Source organism: Leucobacter coleopterorum (assembly GCF_011382985.1).
Taxonomy (GTDB): domain Bacteria; phylum Actinomycetota; class Actinomycetes; order Actinomycetales; family Microbacteriaceae; genus Leucobacter; species Leucobacter coleopterorum.
Map to the genome: position 1 here is coordinate 1,008,539 of NZ_CP049933.1, position 15,238 is coordinate 1,023,776.

A 15,238-nucleotide genomic window follows, 5' to 3' on the forward strand; every position below is an offset into this window, starting at 1 on the left:
TGAGGTTAACTATGGTGAAGGCGACCCACTCAGGGCTGAGATCGTGTTCGAAGAGATTGACGACCCTGAGTGTGAGCGTCTACCCCATTTCATGTCGTCTTCTTTGAGGGAACCTGGTGTGTCTACTCTCCGATAGATTGCGCGTAAGTCTGTCGAGCGCATATAGTAGTTTTTTGGGGTATTCCACCCGCTCGTTTGCTGTGCCTCGGCAGAGCACGCGAACGGCGGAGTCTCCTAACTAAGGGTCAATCATCTCTTTCGAGAAGACACCCCCACGGCATAGCTGCACTCAGTTGTTTTGGGATTGCATGATCCCGAACCGACAGCAGCTACGTGTCTGCGTAAGCGGACACTTGCTTAACCACATTCAAGCAATCCTGTCACCGTGCAGGACTAACTAGGAGAATCAGTGCCTACTATTCAGCAGCTGGTTCGCAAGGGGCGGTCGCCGAAGGTCTCCAAGACCAAGGCTCCCGCACTGAAGGCGAACCCTCAGCAGCGCGGTGTGTGTACTCGTGTGTACACCACCACCCCGAAGAAGCCGAACTCGGCGATGCGTAAGGTCGCTCGTGTGAAGCTTTCCAACGGAACCGAGGTCACGGCCTACATTCCAGGTGAGGGTCACAACCTGCAGGAGCACTCGATGGTGCTCGTGCGCGGCGGTCGTGTAAAGGACCTCCCCGGTGTTCGCTACAAGATTGTGCGCGGCGCGCTCGACACGCAGGCGGTCAAGGATCGCCAGCAGGCTCGTAGCCGCTACGGTGCGAAGAAGGAGAAGAAGTAATGCCTCGTAAAGGCCCTGCTCCCCAGCGCCCCGTTGTTGCCGATCCGGTTTACGGTTCACCCGTGGTGAGCCAGCTGGTCAACAAGATCCTGCTCGACGGTAAGAAAGGCCTCGCAGAGCGCATCGTTTACGGTGCACTCGAGGCTGTTGCCGAGAAGTCCGGCCAGGACGCAGTGACGGTTCTCAAGAAGGCGCTCGACAACGTTCGACCGACCCTTGAGGTTCGTTCACGCCGCGTCGGCGGTAGCACCTACCAGGTGCCCGTTGAGGTCAAGCCGCACCGTGCAAATACACTCGCACTCCGCTGGCTGACCAGCTACGCCAAGGCTCGTCGCGAGAACTCGATGACCGACCGTCTTACCAACGAGATTCTTGATGCTTCAAACGGCCTCGGTGCCGCTGTGAAGCGTCGTGAAGACACTCACAAGATGGCTGAGTCGAACCGCGCGTTCGCTCACTACCGCTGGTAATTCAACGGTAACCCGCTGGCGGGTTGGATCGCTATGTGTGAACCAGCCCGCCAGTAGCGGGTCGCTCTGCGGCTCGCAATCCAAACTTTCACCCCCTATGCGGAGGAGACACCCGTGGCACAAGACGTGCTCACCGACCTGAGCAAGGTCCGCAATATCGGCATCATGGCGCACATCGATGCCGGCAAGACCACCACGACCGAGCGCATCCTGTTCTACACGGGTGTCAACCACAAGCTGGGCGAGACCCACGACGGTGGCGCGACGACCGACTGGATGGAGCAGGAGAAGGAGCGCGGCATCACGATCACCAGTGCCGCGGTGACCTGCTTCTGGAACAAGAACCAGATCAACATCATTGATACGCCTGGCCACGTTGACTTCACCGTCGAGGTGGAGCGCTCGCTCCGCGTGCTCGACGGTGCAGTTGCTGTGTTCGACGGCAAAGAGGGCGTGGAGCCCCAGTCCGAGACCGTGTGGCGTCAGGCCGATAAGTACGGCGTTCCGCGCATCTGTTTCGTCAACAAGATGGACAAGATGGGCGCTGATTTCTACTTTACGGTAGACACCATTGTCAACCGCCTCGGTGCAAAGCCGCTCGTCATGCAGCTTCCCATCGGTGCAGAGTCCGACTTCCTCGGTGTTGTCGACCTGCTCACCATGAAGGCTTTCGTCTGGGAAGGCGACGCCAAGGGCGACGTGACGCTTGGTGCAAACTACGAGGTGCAGGAGATCCCTGCGGATCTGCAGGCTCGCGCCGAGGAATACCGCGCAAAGCTCGTGGAGACTGTTGCTGAGACCGACGACGCACTTCTTGAGAAGTTCTTCGGTGGTGAGGAGATCTCGATCGATGAGATCAAGGCCGGGATCCGCAAGCTCGTTGTCAATAACGAGATTTACCCCGTCTACTGTGGCTCTGCCTTCAAGAACCGCGGCATCCAGCCCATGCTCGACGCAGTTGTGGATTTCCTCCCCAACCCGCTCGACGTTGGCGCTATTGAGGCACACGACCCTCGTGACGAGAGCATCGTCATCGAGCGTCTGCCCAAGGCCGAGGAGCCGTTCTCGGCACTCGCGTTCAAGGTCGCTGTGCACCCCTTCTTCGGTCGCCTCACCTACGTGCGCGTGTACTCGGGTCACGCTGAGTCGGGCACTCAAGTTGTGAACTCGACCAAGGGCAAGAAGGAGCGCATCGGCAAGATCTTCCAGATGCACGCGAACAAGGAGAACCCGGTAGATAGCCTCACCGCTGGCAACATCTACGCTGTGATCGGTCTCAAGGACACCACGACTGGTGACACCCTGAGCGATCCGGGCAACCAGGTTGTGCTTGAGTCGATGACCTTCCCCGAGCCCGTGATCGAGGTCGCGATTGAGCCCAAGACCAAGGGTGACCAGGAGAAGCTCGGCACGGCTATTCAGAAGCTTGCCGAAGAGGATCCCACCTTCCGCGTCAGCCAGAACGAAGAGACGGGTCAGACTGTTATCGCCGGTATGGGCGAACTGCACCTTGATATCCTCGTGGACCGCATGAAGCGCGAGTTCAAGGTTGAGGCGAACGTCGGTAAGCCCCAGGTGGCCTACCGCGAGACTATCCGTCGCGAGGTGCCGAAGTACGACTACACCCACAAGAAGCAGACCGGTGGATCCGGCCAGTTCGCAAAGGTGCAGATCTCACTCGCCCCGCTCGACCTCGAAGAGGCCGGCGACAAGGTGTACGCATTCGAGGACAAGGTGACCGGTGGTCGCGTTCCTCGCGAGTACATCCCCTCGGTCAACGCTGGTATCCAGGATGCTATGCAGTACGGCATCCTTGCAGGCTTCCCCGTGGTTAACGTCAAGGCTTCGCTGCTTGACGGTCAGTACCACGACGTTGACTCCTCGGAAATGGCGTTCAAGATCGCCGGTTCGATGGCGTTCAAGGAAGCTGCCCGTCTCGCTCAGCCCGTGCTGCTTGAGCCGATGATGGCCGTTGAGGTTCGTACGCCCGAGGAATACATGGGCGACGTTATTGGCGACCTGAACTCCCGTCGTGGGCAGATTCAGTCGATGGAGGACGCGAGCGGCGTAAAGGTAGTTCGCGCGCTGGTTCCGCTCTCCGAGATGTTTGGGTACATCGGTGATCTCCGGTCGAAGACCAGTGGTCGTGCGGTGTTCTCGATGACCTTTGACTCCTATGCTGAGGTGCCGAAGGCTGTGGCCGAAGAGATCATTCAGAAGGCCAAGGGCGAATAAATTCGCTCGTAGGTTGGCGGCGGAACAAACTTCCGCCGCCAACCCGTGAGTTCAGGTCGCGATCACAGGCCGGAACTTGTAACATAAATACACACACCCGTACTCGTGCCCTCCGAAACCGTCGGTGGGTATACGGTACTCGATGTCCTGAGGAGGACCATAGTGGCGAAGGCCAAGTTCGAGCGGACCAAGCCGCACGTAAACATCGGAACGATCGGTCACGTTGACCACGGTAAGACGACTCTTACCGCTGCTATCTCGAAGACTCTCGCTGACAAGTTCCCGTCTGACGTGAACGTTCAGCGCGATTTCGACACGATCGACTCGGCTCCTGAGGAGCGCCAGCGCGGTATCACCATCAACATCTCGCATGTTGAGTACGAGACCGACAAGCGCCACTACGCGCACGTCGATGCGCCAGGTCACGCTGACTACATCAAGAACATGATCACCGGTGCCGCACAGATGGACGGCGCAATCCTCGTGGTTGCAGCAACCGATGGCCTCATGGCTCAGTCGAAGGAGCACATCCTTCTCGCCAAGCAGGTTGGCGTTCCTTACCTGCTCGTTGCACTCAACAAGTGCGACCAGGTCGACGACGAGGAAATCCTCGAGCTCGTCGAGATGGAGGTCCGCGAGGAGCTCACCAAGAATGGCTTCGACGGCGACAACGCTCCTGTTGTTCGTGTTTCGGGCTACCAGGCACTCCAGGGTGAAGAGAAGTGGGTTAACTCCGTTCTCGAGCTCATGGAAGCTGTTGACTCCTCGATCCCTGATCCCGTGCGTGACAAGGACAAGCCGTTCCTGATGCCTGTTGAGGATGTCTTCACGATCACCGGTCGTGGAACCGTTGTCACCGGCCGCGCCGAGCGTGGCACGCTGAAGATCAACTCTGAAGTCGAGATCGTTGGTCTGCGTCCGACGCAGAAGACCACCGTTACTGGCATCGAGATGTTCCACAAGCAGCTCGACGAGGCGTGGGCTGGCGAGAACTGTGGACTTCTTCTTCGTGGCACCAAGCGCGAAGATGTTGAGCGCGGACAGGTTGTTGTTGCACCTGGCTCGATCACCCCTCACACCAACTTCGAGGGCACTGCCTACATCCTGAAGAAGGAAGAGGGCGGGCGTCACAACCCGTTCGAGACCAACTACCGCCCACAGTTCTACTTCCGTACGACTGACGTGACCGGTGTTATCACCCTTCCCGAGGACAAGCCGATGGTTATGCCCGGCGACACCACTGACATGACGGTTGAGCTCATCCAGCCAATCGCTATGGAGGATGGCCTCGGCTTCGCTATTCGTGAGGGTGGCCGCACCGTCGGCGCCGGCACGGTGACCAAGGTTCTTGCCTAGTCACTAGCGGACGCAACAAAGGCCCCGGGAGAAATCCTGGGGCCTTTGTCGTAGTGCTGTGAGGGGCGGATCTACTCGGTCCCAAACTGTTCGTCTAGGCTCGCCCGTATATCTTCGATTTGGTCTTCGAACTTGTTTCCTGTCGCTTTGTTTGCTAGGTCCGCTGCGCTGTCAACGACATTGTCGCTCACGCTCTCAAGCTTCTCGCTGCTGAGTGCCTCTTTGGCATTCTCGGTCTGCTCCATGACGAACTCGCCCACTTTTTTCCCGAGATCCTCTATTCCCATGTTGTTCCCCTTTGCCTGACTGTGGGAGACGAGCATCTCCGCAAAAATTATCGCTTGACCCCCGCGCTACAAAAAGGGGTTGGCAGCTTGGCTTCAGTCTGATTCACCACGGGTCTGGTCACGATGTGGATCTTCCAGCCATCGAGTGTGCTGCACTCGAACGCCAGCGTGGACCGGTATCCTCTAAGAGAGCACTCACCGCTTCGAGCGGTTCAGGCCGCGGAGTGGCCACCAGAGGAATGGAGAATGCGTGCCAAGTACTGCAAATCAGCGCATTGCGCACTTCGCGAAACAGTACGGGGTGCTCTTTGGCCTTGATGCGCTGTCCTGGGCGCTCGGCATCACTGCCGCGCTCGTGCTGCGCTTTGATTTCGATCTTGCTCGTATTCACTGGGGTTGGGCTTCCGCTGTTATTGGTGTGACGATCGTGCTGCAGTTGATTGGCGGTTGGATCTTCTGGCTGTACCGAAATCGCTACGAAGTCGGCAGCTTTGACGAGGTCCGAGCGCTTGTTCTTAACATCACGGCTGTGATGGTGGTTGCCTGGTTCTTTGCCTACCTTGTTGGGTATGGCAACGGTATCCCTCGAAGCACCTTGATCATCGCTGCCCCTATTACCTTCAGTCTTATGGGTGTGTCACGATATGTCGTGCGTCTGTACGGTGAACGTCAGCTCAAGCCGGGCCTTGAAGCGGAACGCGCTCTTCTTTATGGAGCCGGATATTTGGGGGTGCAAACCGCTAAAAGACTGCTGACCGATGCAAAGGGAGCTGTGCTGCCCGTCGGTTTTCTAGATGACGACCCGCTCAAGCGCAATCAAGAAGTTCGTGGTGTGAGAGTTCTTGGTGGATTTGAAGATCTTACCTCCGTTGCGAGACAGACGGGGGCAACTCGGCTGATTGTCTGCATTGGTGATGCTGACTCGATCATGATGCGGCGCGTCGATGAAGCAGCCGATAAGGCCGGTATCACCGCTCTCGTGCTTCCTCCGTTGGACCAGATCCTGCAGAATTCCTCCGCGATCTCCGATGTGCGTGAGCTCTCTATTGAAGACCTGATCGGCCGTCACCCAGTGCGCCTCGAGACGGAGTCAATCGCGGAGTATTTGCAAGACAAGCGGGTTCTCGTGACCGGTGCCGGCGGCTCCATCGGATCAGAACTCTGTCGCCAGCTTGCCCGTTTCGCGCCGCGCGAATTGATCATGCTTGATCGTGATGAGACAGCGCTTCAAGAGAGTCAGCTCTCGATCAGTGGACACGGGCTACTTGATACCAACGACGTTGTGCTCGCAGACATTCGTGACGATGAAAACCTCATGCGCATTTTTACTGAGCGCAAACCCGATGTCGTATTTCACGCTGCGGCGCTAAAACACTTGCCGATGCTTGAGCAGTACCCCGACGAAGCCTGGAAGACGAACGTGCTCGGCACACTCGGCGTGCTGCGCGCCGCGCAAGCGGCGGGAGTTGGTACGTTCGTGAACATCTCCACCGATAAGGCCGCGAACCCTACGAGTGTGCTGGGCCACTCGAAGCGGGTCGCTGAGAAACTGACCGCTTGGATGGCAGAGCAGACAGGGCAGCGCTACCTCTCAGTGCGCTTTGGCAACGTCATTGGCAGCAGGGGCTCCATGCTGCCGACATTCCGCAACCTGATTCAGGCAGGGCGCCCAATTACGGTTACACACCCCGATGTCACTCGGTTCTTCATGACTATTCCTGAAGCTTGTCAGCTGGTAATCCAAGCTGGGGGAATTGGGCGGCCCGGGGAAGTGCTGATTCTCGACATGGGGGAGCCCGTGCTGATCCTCGATGTTGCGCGTCGCATGATCGCTCAGTCGGGTAAAGACATCGAGATCATCTTTACCGGACTGCGACATGGAGAGAAGCTCCATGAAGAACTTGTCGGACATGGTGAGGGCAATGATCGGCCGTTCCACCCTAAGATCACTCACGCGCACGTTGATACGATTTCGCCCGATGTGCTTGACCATGAAGGCTGGGTCGCGCGAATGGATCTGACCCGTGAGGCTGAAGGGCGAGTATCGTGACCCTTGGCATGCTTCTGTTGGTGTTTGGCGGTGGCACCCTTGTTCTGAGTAGCCTGCTTCCTTTTGTTGTGAAGCCCTTGCTTATGAGGCTTGGAATTATGGACGTGCCTTCTGAACGTTCCTCACATGACCGGCCGATCCTGCGAGGCCTGGGGCTTGCAGTCCTGATCGCGATGATGCTCAGTCTCGTTGCAGTGTTTCTGTTTGCGCTGTCCGTCGCTCCGGGCGCAGACGCGTCGAAGTATTTGCTTGCCATTGGGGTCGGGACAATTGCAGCGGGTCTTCTCGGGCTGGGAGAAGATCTGTGGGGTTTGAGTGTTCCCGTGCGCAGTGCACTATTGCTGATCATCGCTGGGGTGAGTTCCGCAGCGATGCTCTGGATCGCGGATCAGTCAGAGGAAGCGGCTTCGTCTCGTTGGGTACTAGGACTGAATGTGGCAGCTTTGCCCCTGTGGGTGTTAGTAGTTCTGTGTATCTACGGGGTCCTTTTCATCTCGAGCTACATCAATGTCGCCAATTTTATGGATGGTCTCAACGGCATTAGTGGATTCCATGGAGTCATTGCGGGCCTCACGTTCTCATTGGCAGGTGGGCTTACTGGGGCTGTATGGCTCGCAGTTTCGGGGTTGATACTCGCTACAGGTTTTGCCGGATTTTTGCCTTGGAACCTTACAAAGCCAGGGGCGTTTCTTGGGGACGTTGGTAGCTATCTCCTTGGAGGTGCTATCGCAATTCTGAGCTTCGCAGCATTCGTGGATGGCCTGCCATTCCTCGCGACCATTGGGCCGATGGTCATTTACTTTGGTGACGTTGGCGTCACTCTTGTGAAGCGTGTGCGCGCCGGACACAAATGGGATGAACCCCATAAAGAGCATGTCTATCAGCGCATTCAACAGCTTGGATACTCGCACGTGTGGGCCTCGGGGGTCGCTGCCCTCTGCACGTTACTCACTTCACTGCTTGGTCTTGCATCCATTTACGCAGACATTTTTGGCAGTCTTGCGTTGCTTGTTGGAGGCCTGACCGTCCTTATCTTTTACCTCGCACTGCCGCGGATCCTGCCTGCGCGTGAACTTTGAGAACCGTCGCGAAACGCCGCGACACGCCCGGGTTGCACGCATCACTGCCCCTGTGTCAGAATAGACAGGTTCAGTACTCTCTATTTCGGTAGGGATCACTGCCAGGCTGTGCATAATTGCCTCGGTTCGCCGGGGCGTTAGGCCGCGGGTAGCGAACGCGCCCCGCACGCCTCAGTGTGGCTAGATTAAGCGGCCAGCCCGCGTGGTCCGGCCATTTTTGTGCGCGTGGGGGATTGACAGGTGAACAGAGACCCAACACGAGACACTACGTGTGTCGATTGTCAGGGCGCTGATACGCAAGACGTCCAATGCTGGGCAGACCGAGGTCTGTTTGATATGACGCAAGTAGAAAGTAGAGAGTCACATGGCGGGACAAAAGATCCGCATCCGACTGAAGTCGTATGACCACGAGGTCATTGACAACTCCGCACGGAAGATTGTCGACACGGTCACCCGCGCGGGTGCAACCGTAATTGGCCCCGTGCCGCTCCCCACGGAGAAGAACGTGATCGCAGTGATCCGTTCGCCCCACAAGTACAAGGACAGCCGTGAGCACTTCGAGAAGCGCACGCACAAGCGCCTGATCGACATTGTTGATCCCACACCCAAGGCCGTTGATTCGCTCATGCGCCTTGACCTGCCTGCCGATGTCAATATCGAGATCAAGCTGTAAGGGGGATCCAGAACATGTCAGTAACACGTAACGTGAAGGGTCTCCTGGGCACCAAGCTTGGTATGACGCAGGTATGGGACGAGAACGGCAATGTCGTTCCCGTTACCGTTATCGAGGTGGCACCCAACGTTGTCACCCAGATCCGCACCGCAGAGGTCGACGGCTACAGCGCTGTTCAGATCGCCGCTGGTCAGATCGATCCTCGCAAGGTGAATAAGCCGACCGCCGGTCACTTTGAGAAGGCTGGGGTTACCCCTCGTCGTCACCTCACCGAGGTTCGCACCTCAGACGCCGCAGAGTACAGCCTCGGCCAGGAGCTCACCGTTGATGGTGTTTTCGAGGCCGGTCAGTCGATCGACGTCGTTGGTACTTCAAAGGGTAAGGGCTTTGCCGGTGCTATGAAGCGTCACAACTTCAAGGGCGTATCGGCATCGCACGGCGCACACCGCAACCACCGCAAGCCGGGTTCAATCGGCGGCGCCGCGACCCCTGGTCGCGTGTTTAAGGGTCAGCGCATGCCTGGTCGCATGGGAGGCGAGCGCGTCACCGTGCAGAATCTCACCGTGCAGGCGATTGACGCTGAGAAGGGTCTCATCCTGGTTAAGGGTGCGGTTCCCGGCGCACGCGGTCGTCTCGTATTCGTTCGCAACGCAGTGAAGGGGCGTAGTTCATGGCTACCGCTACCAAGCTCGAGGTTCTCGACGCGAAGGGCAAGAAGGCTGGGGCTGTTGACCTGCCCGAGGCGATCTTTGCCGTTGAGACCAACGTCCCGCTGATCCACCAGGTGGTCACCGCTCAGCTTGCAGCTGCGCGTCAGGGAACACACAAGACCAAGACCCGTGGTGAGGTCTCCGGCTCAGGTGTTAAGCCGTTCAAGCAGAAGGGAACCGGCCGTGCTCGTCAGGGCTCGATCCGTCAGCCCGAGCATCGCGGCGGCGGCGTAGTACACGGTCCAGTGCCGCGTGACTACTCGCAGCGCACCCCCAAGAAGATGATTGCTGCTGCACTCCGCGGCCTGCTATCGGATCGCGCTCGCGCGAACCGCTTGCACGTTGTCGAGGGCTTTGGTATCGCTGACAAGCCCAGCACCAAAACCGCACGCGAGTTCCTCGCTTCGGTTGCTCCGGGTAATCGCGTTCTGGTTGTCGTCGAGCGTGACGACGAACTGACCGCACTCAGCGTCCGCAATCTCCCGCAGGTCCACGTGCTGTTCCAGGATCAGCTCAACGCCTACGACGTGGTTGTCAGCGACGATCTCGTCTTCACCAAGGCCGCCTTCGACGCGTTTGTCGCTGGCCGTGCCGCCAAGGAGGAAACGAAGTGAGCCTGAACAAGTCCGCACACGACGTCATCATCCGGCCCATCGTCTCGGAGAAGAGCTACAATCTCATCGATGCAAACGGCCAGTACACCTTTGAGGTGCAGCCTGAAGCTTCGAAGACGGAGATCAAGCTCGCTATCGAGCAGGTATTCAACGTGAAGGTCGCAAAGATCAACACGCTGAACCGCAAGGGCAAGTCTCGCCGTACCAAGTTCGGTCTCGGGAAGCGCAAGGACACCAAGCGTGCCATTGTCACCCTGAAGTCGGGCTCCATCGACATCTTCACGGCTGCGCTGTAGAAGGGGCGAAAAGGAAACCAACATGGCTATTCGTAAGTACAAGCCGACGACTCCAGGTCGTCGCGGTGCGAGCGTCGCTGATTTCGCCGAGATCACTCGCTCTACACCTGAGAAGTCGCTGCTTCGCCCGCTGCCTAAGACCGGTGGACGTAACAACCAGGGACGTATCACGACCCGCCACATCGGTGGCGGCCACAAGCGCCAGTACCGCGTCATCGACTTCCGTCGTCATGACAAGGACGGCGTGGACGCCAAGGTCGCGCACATCGAGTACGATCCGAACCGCACGGCGCGCATCGCGCTGTTGCACTTCGAGGACGGCACGAAGCGCTACATCATTGCCCCAGCAAGCTAAAGCAGGGTGACATTGTCGAGTCGGGTTCAGGCGCAGACATCAAGCCCGGCAACAACCTGCCGTTGCGCAACATCCCGACCGGTACCGTGATTCATGCGATCGAGCTGCGTCCCGGTGGAGGTGCCAAGCTGGCACGCTCCGCTGGTTCTTCCGTTCGTCTCGTAGCGAAGGACGGTCCTTACGCTCAGCTGCGTCTGCCCTCCGGCGAGATCCGCAACGTCGATGCGCGCTGCCGCGCGACCGTCGGCGAGGTAGGCAACGCCGAGCAGTCGAACATCAACTGGGGTAAGGCTGGCCGTATGCGCTGGAAGGGCGTTCGCCCGACCGTGCGTGGTGTCGTCATGAACCCTGTAGATCACCCCCACGGTGGTGGCGAAGGCCGCACCTCGGGTGGCCGTCACCCGGTTAGCCCCTGGGGTCAGAAGGAAGGCCGTACGCGCCGTCCAAACAAGGAAAGCGACAAACTCATTGTGCGTCGCCGTACCGTTGGCAAGAAGCGTTAGTCGGCAGGTAGGAGAGAGTAGAAGATGCCTCGTAGTCTCAAGAAGGGCCCCTTCGTCGATAACCACCTGCTGAGCAAGGTAGTTGTCCAGAACGAAGCTGGCACCAAAAACGTGATCAAGACCTGGTCGCGCCGTTCTATGATCATCCCCGCAATGCTGGGACACACCATCGCGGTGCACGACGGTCGCAAGCACATTCCGGTGTTCGTCACCGAAACCATGGTTGGGCACAAGTTGGGCGAGTTCGCCCCGACGCGCACCTTCCGTGGTCACGTGAAGGACGACAAGAAGGGCCGTCGCCGCTAACGCGGTGACGTGAAGGAGGAAGAGAAATGGTGGAGTCGATCGCACGCGTGCGTCAAATCCGCATCACCCCCAGAAGGCTCGTCGTGTCGTTGATCTGGTCCGTGGGAAGAATGCACAGGAGGCGCTTGCCATCCTGAAGTTCGCCCCGCAGGCCGCGGCGGAGCCAATTTTCAAGCTTGTTGCGTCTGCAATCGCCAATGCGCGAGTAAAGGCCGACAAGGAAAACCTGCGTCTCAACGAGGACGAGCTTGTTATCGCTCGCGCTTACGTTGACGAGGGCACGACGCTGAAGCGTTTCCGCCCCCGTGCACAGGGCCGCGCATTCCGTATCAACAAGCGGACTAGCCACATCACGGTTGTTTTGCAGACCGCTGATGAGTTCGCCGCATCGAAGGGAGCCAAATAATGGGCCAGAAGATTCATCCCTATGGCTTCCGCCTCGGGATCACCACTGACCACGTCTCGCGCTGGTTCTCGGATTCGACCAAGAAGGGGCAGCGTTATGCTGACTACCTGGCCGAAGACATCCGAATTCGCCAGCACCTGACGAAGCAGCTTGATCGCGCCGGCGTTTCGCGCGTCGAGATCGAGCGCACCCGTGACCGTGTTCGTGTGGATATCCACTCGGCACGTCCCGGCATCGTCATCGGTCGTCGTGGAGCAGAGGCTGAGCGTATTCGCGCTGACCTCGAGAAGCTCACCGGCAAGCAGATCCAGCTGAACATCCTCGAGGTCAAGAACCCCGAGGCTGACGCTCAGCTCGTCGCACAGGGCATCGCCGAGCAGCTCGCTGCTCGCGTGGCGTTCCGCCGTGCGATGCGTAAGGGTCTGCAGGGCGCTCAGCGCGCAGGCGCTAAGGGAATCCGTATCCAGGTCTCGGGCCGTCTCGGCGGCGCTGAAATGAGCCGCTCGGAGTTCTACCGCGAGGGCCGTGTGCCGCTGCACACACTTCGCGCGAACATCGACTACGGGTTCTACGAGGCCAAGACCACCTTCGGCCGCATTGGCGTGAAGGTTTGGATCTACAAGGGCGACATGACCAACAAGGAACTCGCTCGCGAGCAGGCGGCCCAGCGGCCAGCCCGTGACCGCGGCGACCGCCGCCGTGCACCCCGTGGTGCACAGGCCGAGGCTGCACCCGCTGCAGCAGGAGCGGAGAAGTAAGCATGCTGATTCCCCGTCGAGTCAAGTACCGCAAGCCGCATCACCCGAGCCGCAGCGGTCAGTCCAAGGGCGGCAACACTGTCGCGTTTGGTGAGTACGGCATCCAGGCCCTCAGCCCGGCTTACGTGACGAACCGTCAGATCGAGTCCGCTCGTATCGCAATGACCCGTCACATCAAGCGTGGTGGCAAGGTATGGATCAACATCTACCCTGACGTTCCCCTCACCAAGAAGCCTGCGGAAACCCGCATGGGTTCCGGTAAGGGTTCGCCCGAGTGGTGGGTGGCCAATGTCAAGCCGGGCCGCGTCCTCTTCGAGGTCGCAGGTGTTGACGAGCAGCTTGCACGTGAAGCGCTGACCCGCGCGATCCACAAGCTGCCGCTCAAGGCCCGCATTATTAAGCGCGAGGAGGGCGACGCGTAATGGCGATCGGTACTAAAGAACTGGCCATCACGGAACTCGATACCTTCGAGGATGAGCGTCTGGCCGAGGAGCTCAAGAAGGCTAAGGCCGAGCTCTTCAACCTGCGTTTTCAGTCGGCCACTGGCCAGCTGGAAAGCCATGGCCGCGTACGCCAGGTGAAGCGCGACATTGCTCGCATTTACACCGTGCTGCGCGAGCGTGAGCTCGGCATTCGGCTTACCCCGGCTGCCGCTCCTGCTCCCGCTAAGAAGAAGAGCAGCAAGAAGACCGAGCAGGCGGATACCGCCGCTGATACGAAGGAGGCCTAAGAATGGCTGAGGTCGAGAAGGAACAGCGCGGATACCGTAAGGCTCGTCGAGGCTACGTTGTCAGCGACAAGATGGACAAGACCGTCGTTGTTGAGGTTGAGGACCGCGTGAAGCACCCCCTCTACGGCAAGGTCCTGCGCCGTTCGTCGAAGGTGAAGGCTCACGACGAGCAGAACACCGCAGGCATCGGCGATCTCGTACTCATCCACGAGACCCGTCCGCTGAGCGCCTCGAAGCGCTGGCGTCTGGTCGAGATCCTCGAGAAGGCGAAGTAAGCCTCGGCTTACTGAGTGAAGGAGTAACAAGTGATTCAGCAGGAATCCCGACTCAAGGTGGCCGATAACACCGGTGCCAAGGAGTTGCTCACGATTCGCGTACTCGGTGGCTCAGGTCGTCGTTATGCCGGTCTCGGCGACACGATCGTCGCGACCGTCAAGGACGCAATCCCCGGTGGCAACGTGAAGAAGGGCGAGGTCGTTAAGGCTGTTGTCGTTCGCACACGCAAGTCGACTCGTCGCGCGGATGGCTCGTACATCAGCTTTGACGAGAATGCCGCCGTCATTCTGAAGGCAGACGGGGAGCCCCGCGGCACCCGTATCTTCGGGCCGGTCGGTCGTGAGCTGCGCGATAAGCGCTTCATGAAGATCGTCTCGCTCGCACCGGAGGTGATCTAGTCCATGGCTAGCAAGATCAAGAAGGGTGACCTCGTAGAGGTCATCTCGGGCCCGACCCAGGAGCGCGGTGGATACCGTGGTAAGCAGGGTCGTGTCATCGATGTGCTGACCGATTCTGATCGTGTAATTGTGGAGGGCGTAAACTACGTCACCAAGCACGTTCGTGTTGGCCAGTCGGATCGCGGCACTCGTGAGGGTGGGATCGAGACCGTTGAGGCTCCGATCCACGTTTCTAACGTCGCTGTTGTTGACCCCTCGACCAAGAAGCCCACTCGCGTTGGCTTCCGGGTTGAAGAGGTTGAGAAGAACGGTGTGAAGAAGACCGTCCGCGTCCGCTACGCAAAGAAATCAGGGAAGGACTTCTAATGACTGAGACGAAGATTCAGCCCCGTCTCAAGCAGAAGTACCGCTCTGAGATTGTTCCGCAGCTGACCGAGGAGTTCAGCTACGCCAACGTTATGCAGGTTCCTGGCGTCGTAAAGGTCGTTGTGAACACTGGCGTCGGCGAGGCTGCTCGTGACAGCAAGGTGATCGAGGGCGCAATTGCGGACCTCGTGAAGATCACCGGTCAGAAGCCCATGGTGACCAAGGCTCGTAAGTCCATCGCGCAGTTCAAGCTGCGTGAGGGCCAGGCTATTGGTGCTCACGTCACCCTCCGCGGTGACCGTGCCTGGGAATTCCTTGATCGCCTCGTCAACCTCGCACTGCCCCGTATCCGCGATTTCCGCGGTCTCTCGGGAAAGCAGTTCGACGGAAATGGCAACTACACCTTCGGTTTGACCGAGCAGAGTGTGTTCCACGAGATCGATCAGGATAAGATTGACCGCGTGCGTGGCTTCGACATCACTGTCGTGACCACCGCAAAGACCGACGACGAGGGTCGTGCGCTGCTCAAGGCGCTCGGTTTCCCGTTCAAATCGGAATAACTGAATAGTCCAAGCGGAGAGGGTGT

At 58.8% G+C, this 15,238-nt stretch carries 18 protein-coding genes and 3 pseudogenes; 20 read left to right on the plus strand and 1 reads right to left on the minus strand.

The window, feature by feature from the left end; all coding sequences use genetic code 11:
* The first annotated feature begins 409 nt into the window (after positions 1-409).
* The 4 genes from rpsL to tuf all read left to right on the plus strand — a co-directional run bounded on the left by rpsL (position 410) and on the right by tuf (position 4,845).
* On the plus strand, positions 410-784 hold the full coding sequence (gene rpsL / locus G7066_RS04650) for a 30S ribosomal protein S12 (protein WP_166292546.1): 375 nt from the start codon (positions 410-412) through the stop codon (positions 782-784).
* Complete coding sequence (gene rpsG / locus G7066_RS04655; RefSeq protein ID WP_166292547.1) at positions 784-1,254, plus strand: 30S ribosomal protein S7; 471 nt, start codon at positions 784-786, stop codon at positions 1,252-1,254. The genes rpsL and rpsG overlap by 1 nt, the downstream gene beginning before the upstream one ends.
* A gap of 114 nt (positions 1,255-1,368) precedes the next feature.
* Positions 1,369-3,489, plus strand: coding sequence for an elongation factor G (fusA, locus tag G7066_RS04660; protein WP_166329435.1), 2,121 nt, complete (start codon positions 1,369-1,371; stop codon positions 3,487-3,489).
* Positions 3,490-3,651: 162 nt separating this feature from the next.
* A complete protein-coding gene (gene tuf / locus G7066_RS04665; RefSeq protein WP_166329437.1) occupies positions 3,652-4,845 on the plus strand; it encodes an elongation factor Tu in 1,194 nt (397 codons plus the stop codon).
* A 71-nt stretch (positions 4,846-4,916) separates the two neighbouring features.
* On the opposite strand, the gene G7066_RS04670 is transcribed toward tuf, so the two are convergent.
* Positions 4,917-5,168 carry an Rv0909 family putative TA system antitoxin gene (locus tag G7066_RS04670; protein ID WP_244303291.1) on the minus strand — a complete coding sequence of 84 codons (252 nt, stop codon included), beginning with the start codon at positions 5,166-5,168 and terminating at the stop codon, positions 4,917-4,919.
* Positions 5,169-5,382: 214 nt separating this feature from the next.
* Between G7066_RS04670 and G7066_RS04675 the strand changes: the two genes are divergently transcribed.
* From G7066_RS04675 to rplE, 16 genes and pseudogenes are all read left to right on the plus strand, one after another.
* Positions 5,383-7,182, plus strand: coding sequence for a polysaccharide biosynthesis protein (locus tag G7066_RS04675; protein ID WP_166329439.1), 1,800 nt, complete (start codon positions 5,383-5,385; stop codon positions 7,180-7,182).
* The gene (locus tag G7066_RS04680; protein ID WP_244303292.1) at positions 7,179-8,261 is read left to right on the plus strand and encodes an MraY family glycosyltransferase; all 1,083 of its coding nucleotides are present in this window, start codon (positions 7,179-7,181) and stop codon (positions 8,259-8,261) included. The genes G7066_RS04675 and G7066_RS04680 overlap by 4 nt, the downstream gene beginning before the upstream one ends.
* 364 nt (positions 8,262-8,625) lie before the next feature.
* Entirely contained in the window at positions 8,626-8,934 is a 309-nt protein-coding gene (gene rpsJ / locus G7066_RS04685; protein WP_025133701.1) for a 30S ribosomal protein S10, read from the plus strand.
* 14 nt (positions 8,935-8,948) lie between these two features.
* Positions 8,949-9,596: pseudogene (rplC, locus tag G7066_RS04690) on the plus strand (50S ribosomal protein L3); the annotation flags it as partial.
* 8 nt (positions 9,597-9,604) lie between these two features.
* Positions 9,605-10,258 carry a 50S ribosomal protein L4 gene (gene rplD, locus G7066_RS04695; RefSeq protein ID WP_166329441.1) on the plus strand — a complete coding sequence of 218 codons (654 nt, stop codon included), beginning with the start codon at positions 9,605-9,607 and terminating at the stop codon, positions 10,256-10,258.
* Positions 10,255-10,554 (plus strand): 50S ribosomal protein L23, encoded by a 300-nt coding sequence (gene rplW / locus G7066_RS04700; RefSeq protein ID WP_166329443.1) that lies wholly within the window; start codon positions 10,255-10,257, stop codon positions 10,552-10,554. The genes rplD and rplW overlap by 4 nt, the downstream gene beginning before the upstream one ends.
* Positions 10,555-10,576: 22 nt before the next feature.
* Positions 10,577-11,412, plus strand: a pseudogene (gene rplB / locus G7066_RS04705) (50S ribosomal protein L2).
* Positions 11,413-11,436: 24 nt separating this feature from the next.
* Positions 11,437-11,718 carry a 30S ribosomal protein S19 gene (gene rpsS / locus G7066_RS04710; protein ID WP_017793370.1) on the plus strand — a complete coding sequence of 94 codons (282 nt, stop codon included), beginning with the start codon at positions 11,437-11,439 and terminating at the stop codon, positions 11,716-11,718.
* A 26-nt stretch (positions 11,719-11,744) separates the two neighbouring features.
* Positions 11,745-12,124: pseudogene (gene rplV / locus G7066_RS04715) on the plus strand (50S ribosomal protein L22).
* Positions 12,124-12,882, plus strand: a complete 759-nt coding sequence (rpsC, locus tag G7066_RS04720; protein WP_166292557.1) for a 30S ribosomal protein S3 — start codon at positions 12,124-12,126, stop codon at positions 12,880-12,882. The pseudogene rplV and the gene rpsC overlap by 1 nt, the downstream one beginning before the upstream one ends.
* A gap of 2 nt (positions 12,883-12,884) precedes the next feature.
* Positions 12,885-13,304 carry a 50S ribosomal protein L16 gene (gene rplP, locus G7066_RS04725; RefSeq protein WP_166329445.1) on the plus strand — a complete coding sequence of 140 codons (420 nt, stop codon included), beginning with the start codon at positions 12,885-12,887 and terminating at the stop codon, positions 13,302-13,304.
* On the plus strand, positions 13,304-13,612 hold the full coding sequence (gene rpmC / locus G7066_RS04730; protein ID WP_166292559.1) for a 50S ribosomal protein L29: 309 nt from the start codon (positions 13,304-13,306) through the stop codon (positions 13,610-13,612). Before rplP ends, rpmC begins: the two co-directional genes overlap by 1 nt.
* 2 nt (positions 13,613-13,614) lie before the next feature.
* A complete protein-coding gene (gene rpsQ, locus G7066_RS04735; RefSeq protein WP_166292560.1) occupies positions 13,615-13,887 on the plus strand; it encodes a 30S ribosomal protein S17 in 273 nt (90 codons plus the stop codon).
* Positions 13,888-13,917: 30 nt separating this feature from the next.
* Positions 13,918-14,286, plus strand: coding sequence for a 50S ribosomal protein L14 (gene rplN / locus G7066_RS04740; protein ID WP_166292561.1), 369 nt, complete (start codon positions 13,918-13,920; stop codon positions 14,284-14,286).
* Between the two features lie 3 nt (positions 14,287-14,289).
* Positions 14,290-14,652, plus strand: coding sequence for a 50S ribosomal protein L24 (gene rplX, locus G7066_RS04745; protein WP_166329447.1), 363 nt, complete (start codon positions 14,290-14,292; stop codon positions 14,650-14,652).
* Positions 14,652-15,212: a 50S ribosomal protein L5 gene (gene rplE / locus G7066_RS04750; RefSeq protein WP_166329449.1), complete on the plus strand. Its 561-nt coding sequence runs from the start codon at positions 14,652-14,654 to the stop codon at positions 15,210-15,212. Before rplX ends, rplE begins: the two co-directional genes overlap by 1 nt.
* Positions 15,213-15,238: the final 26 nt, after the last annotated feature.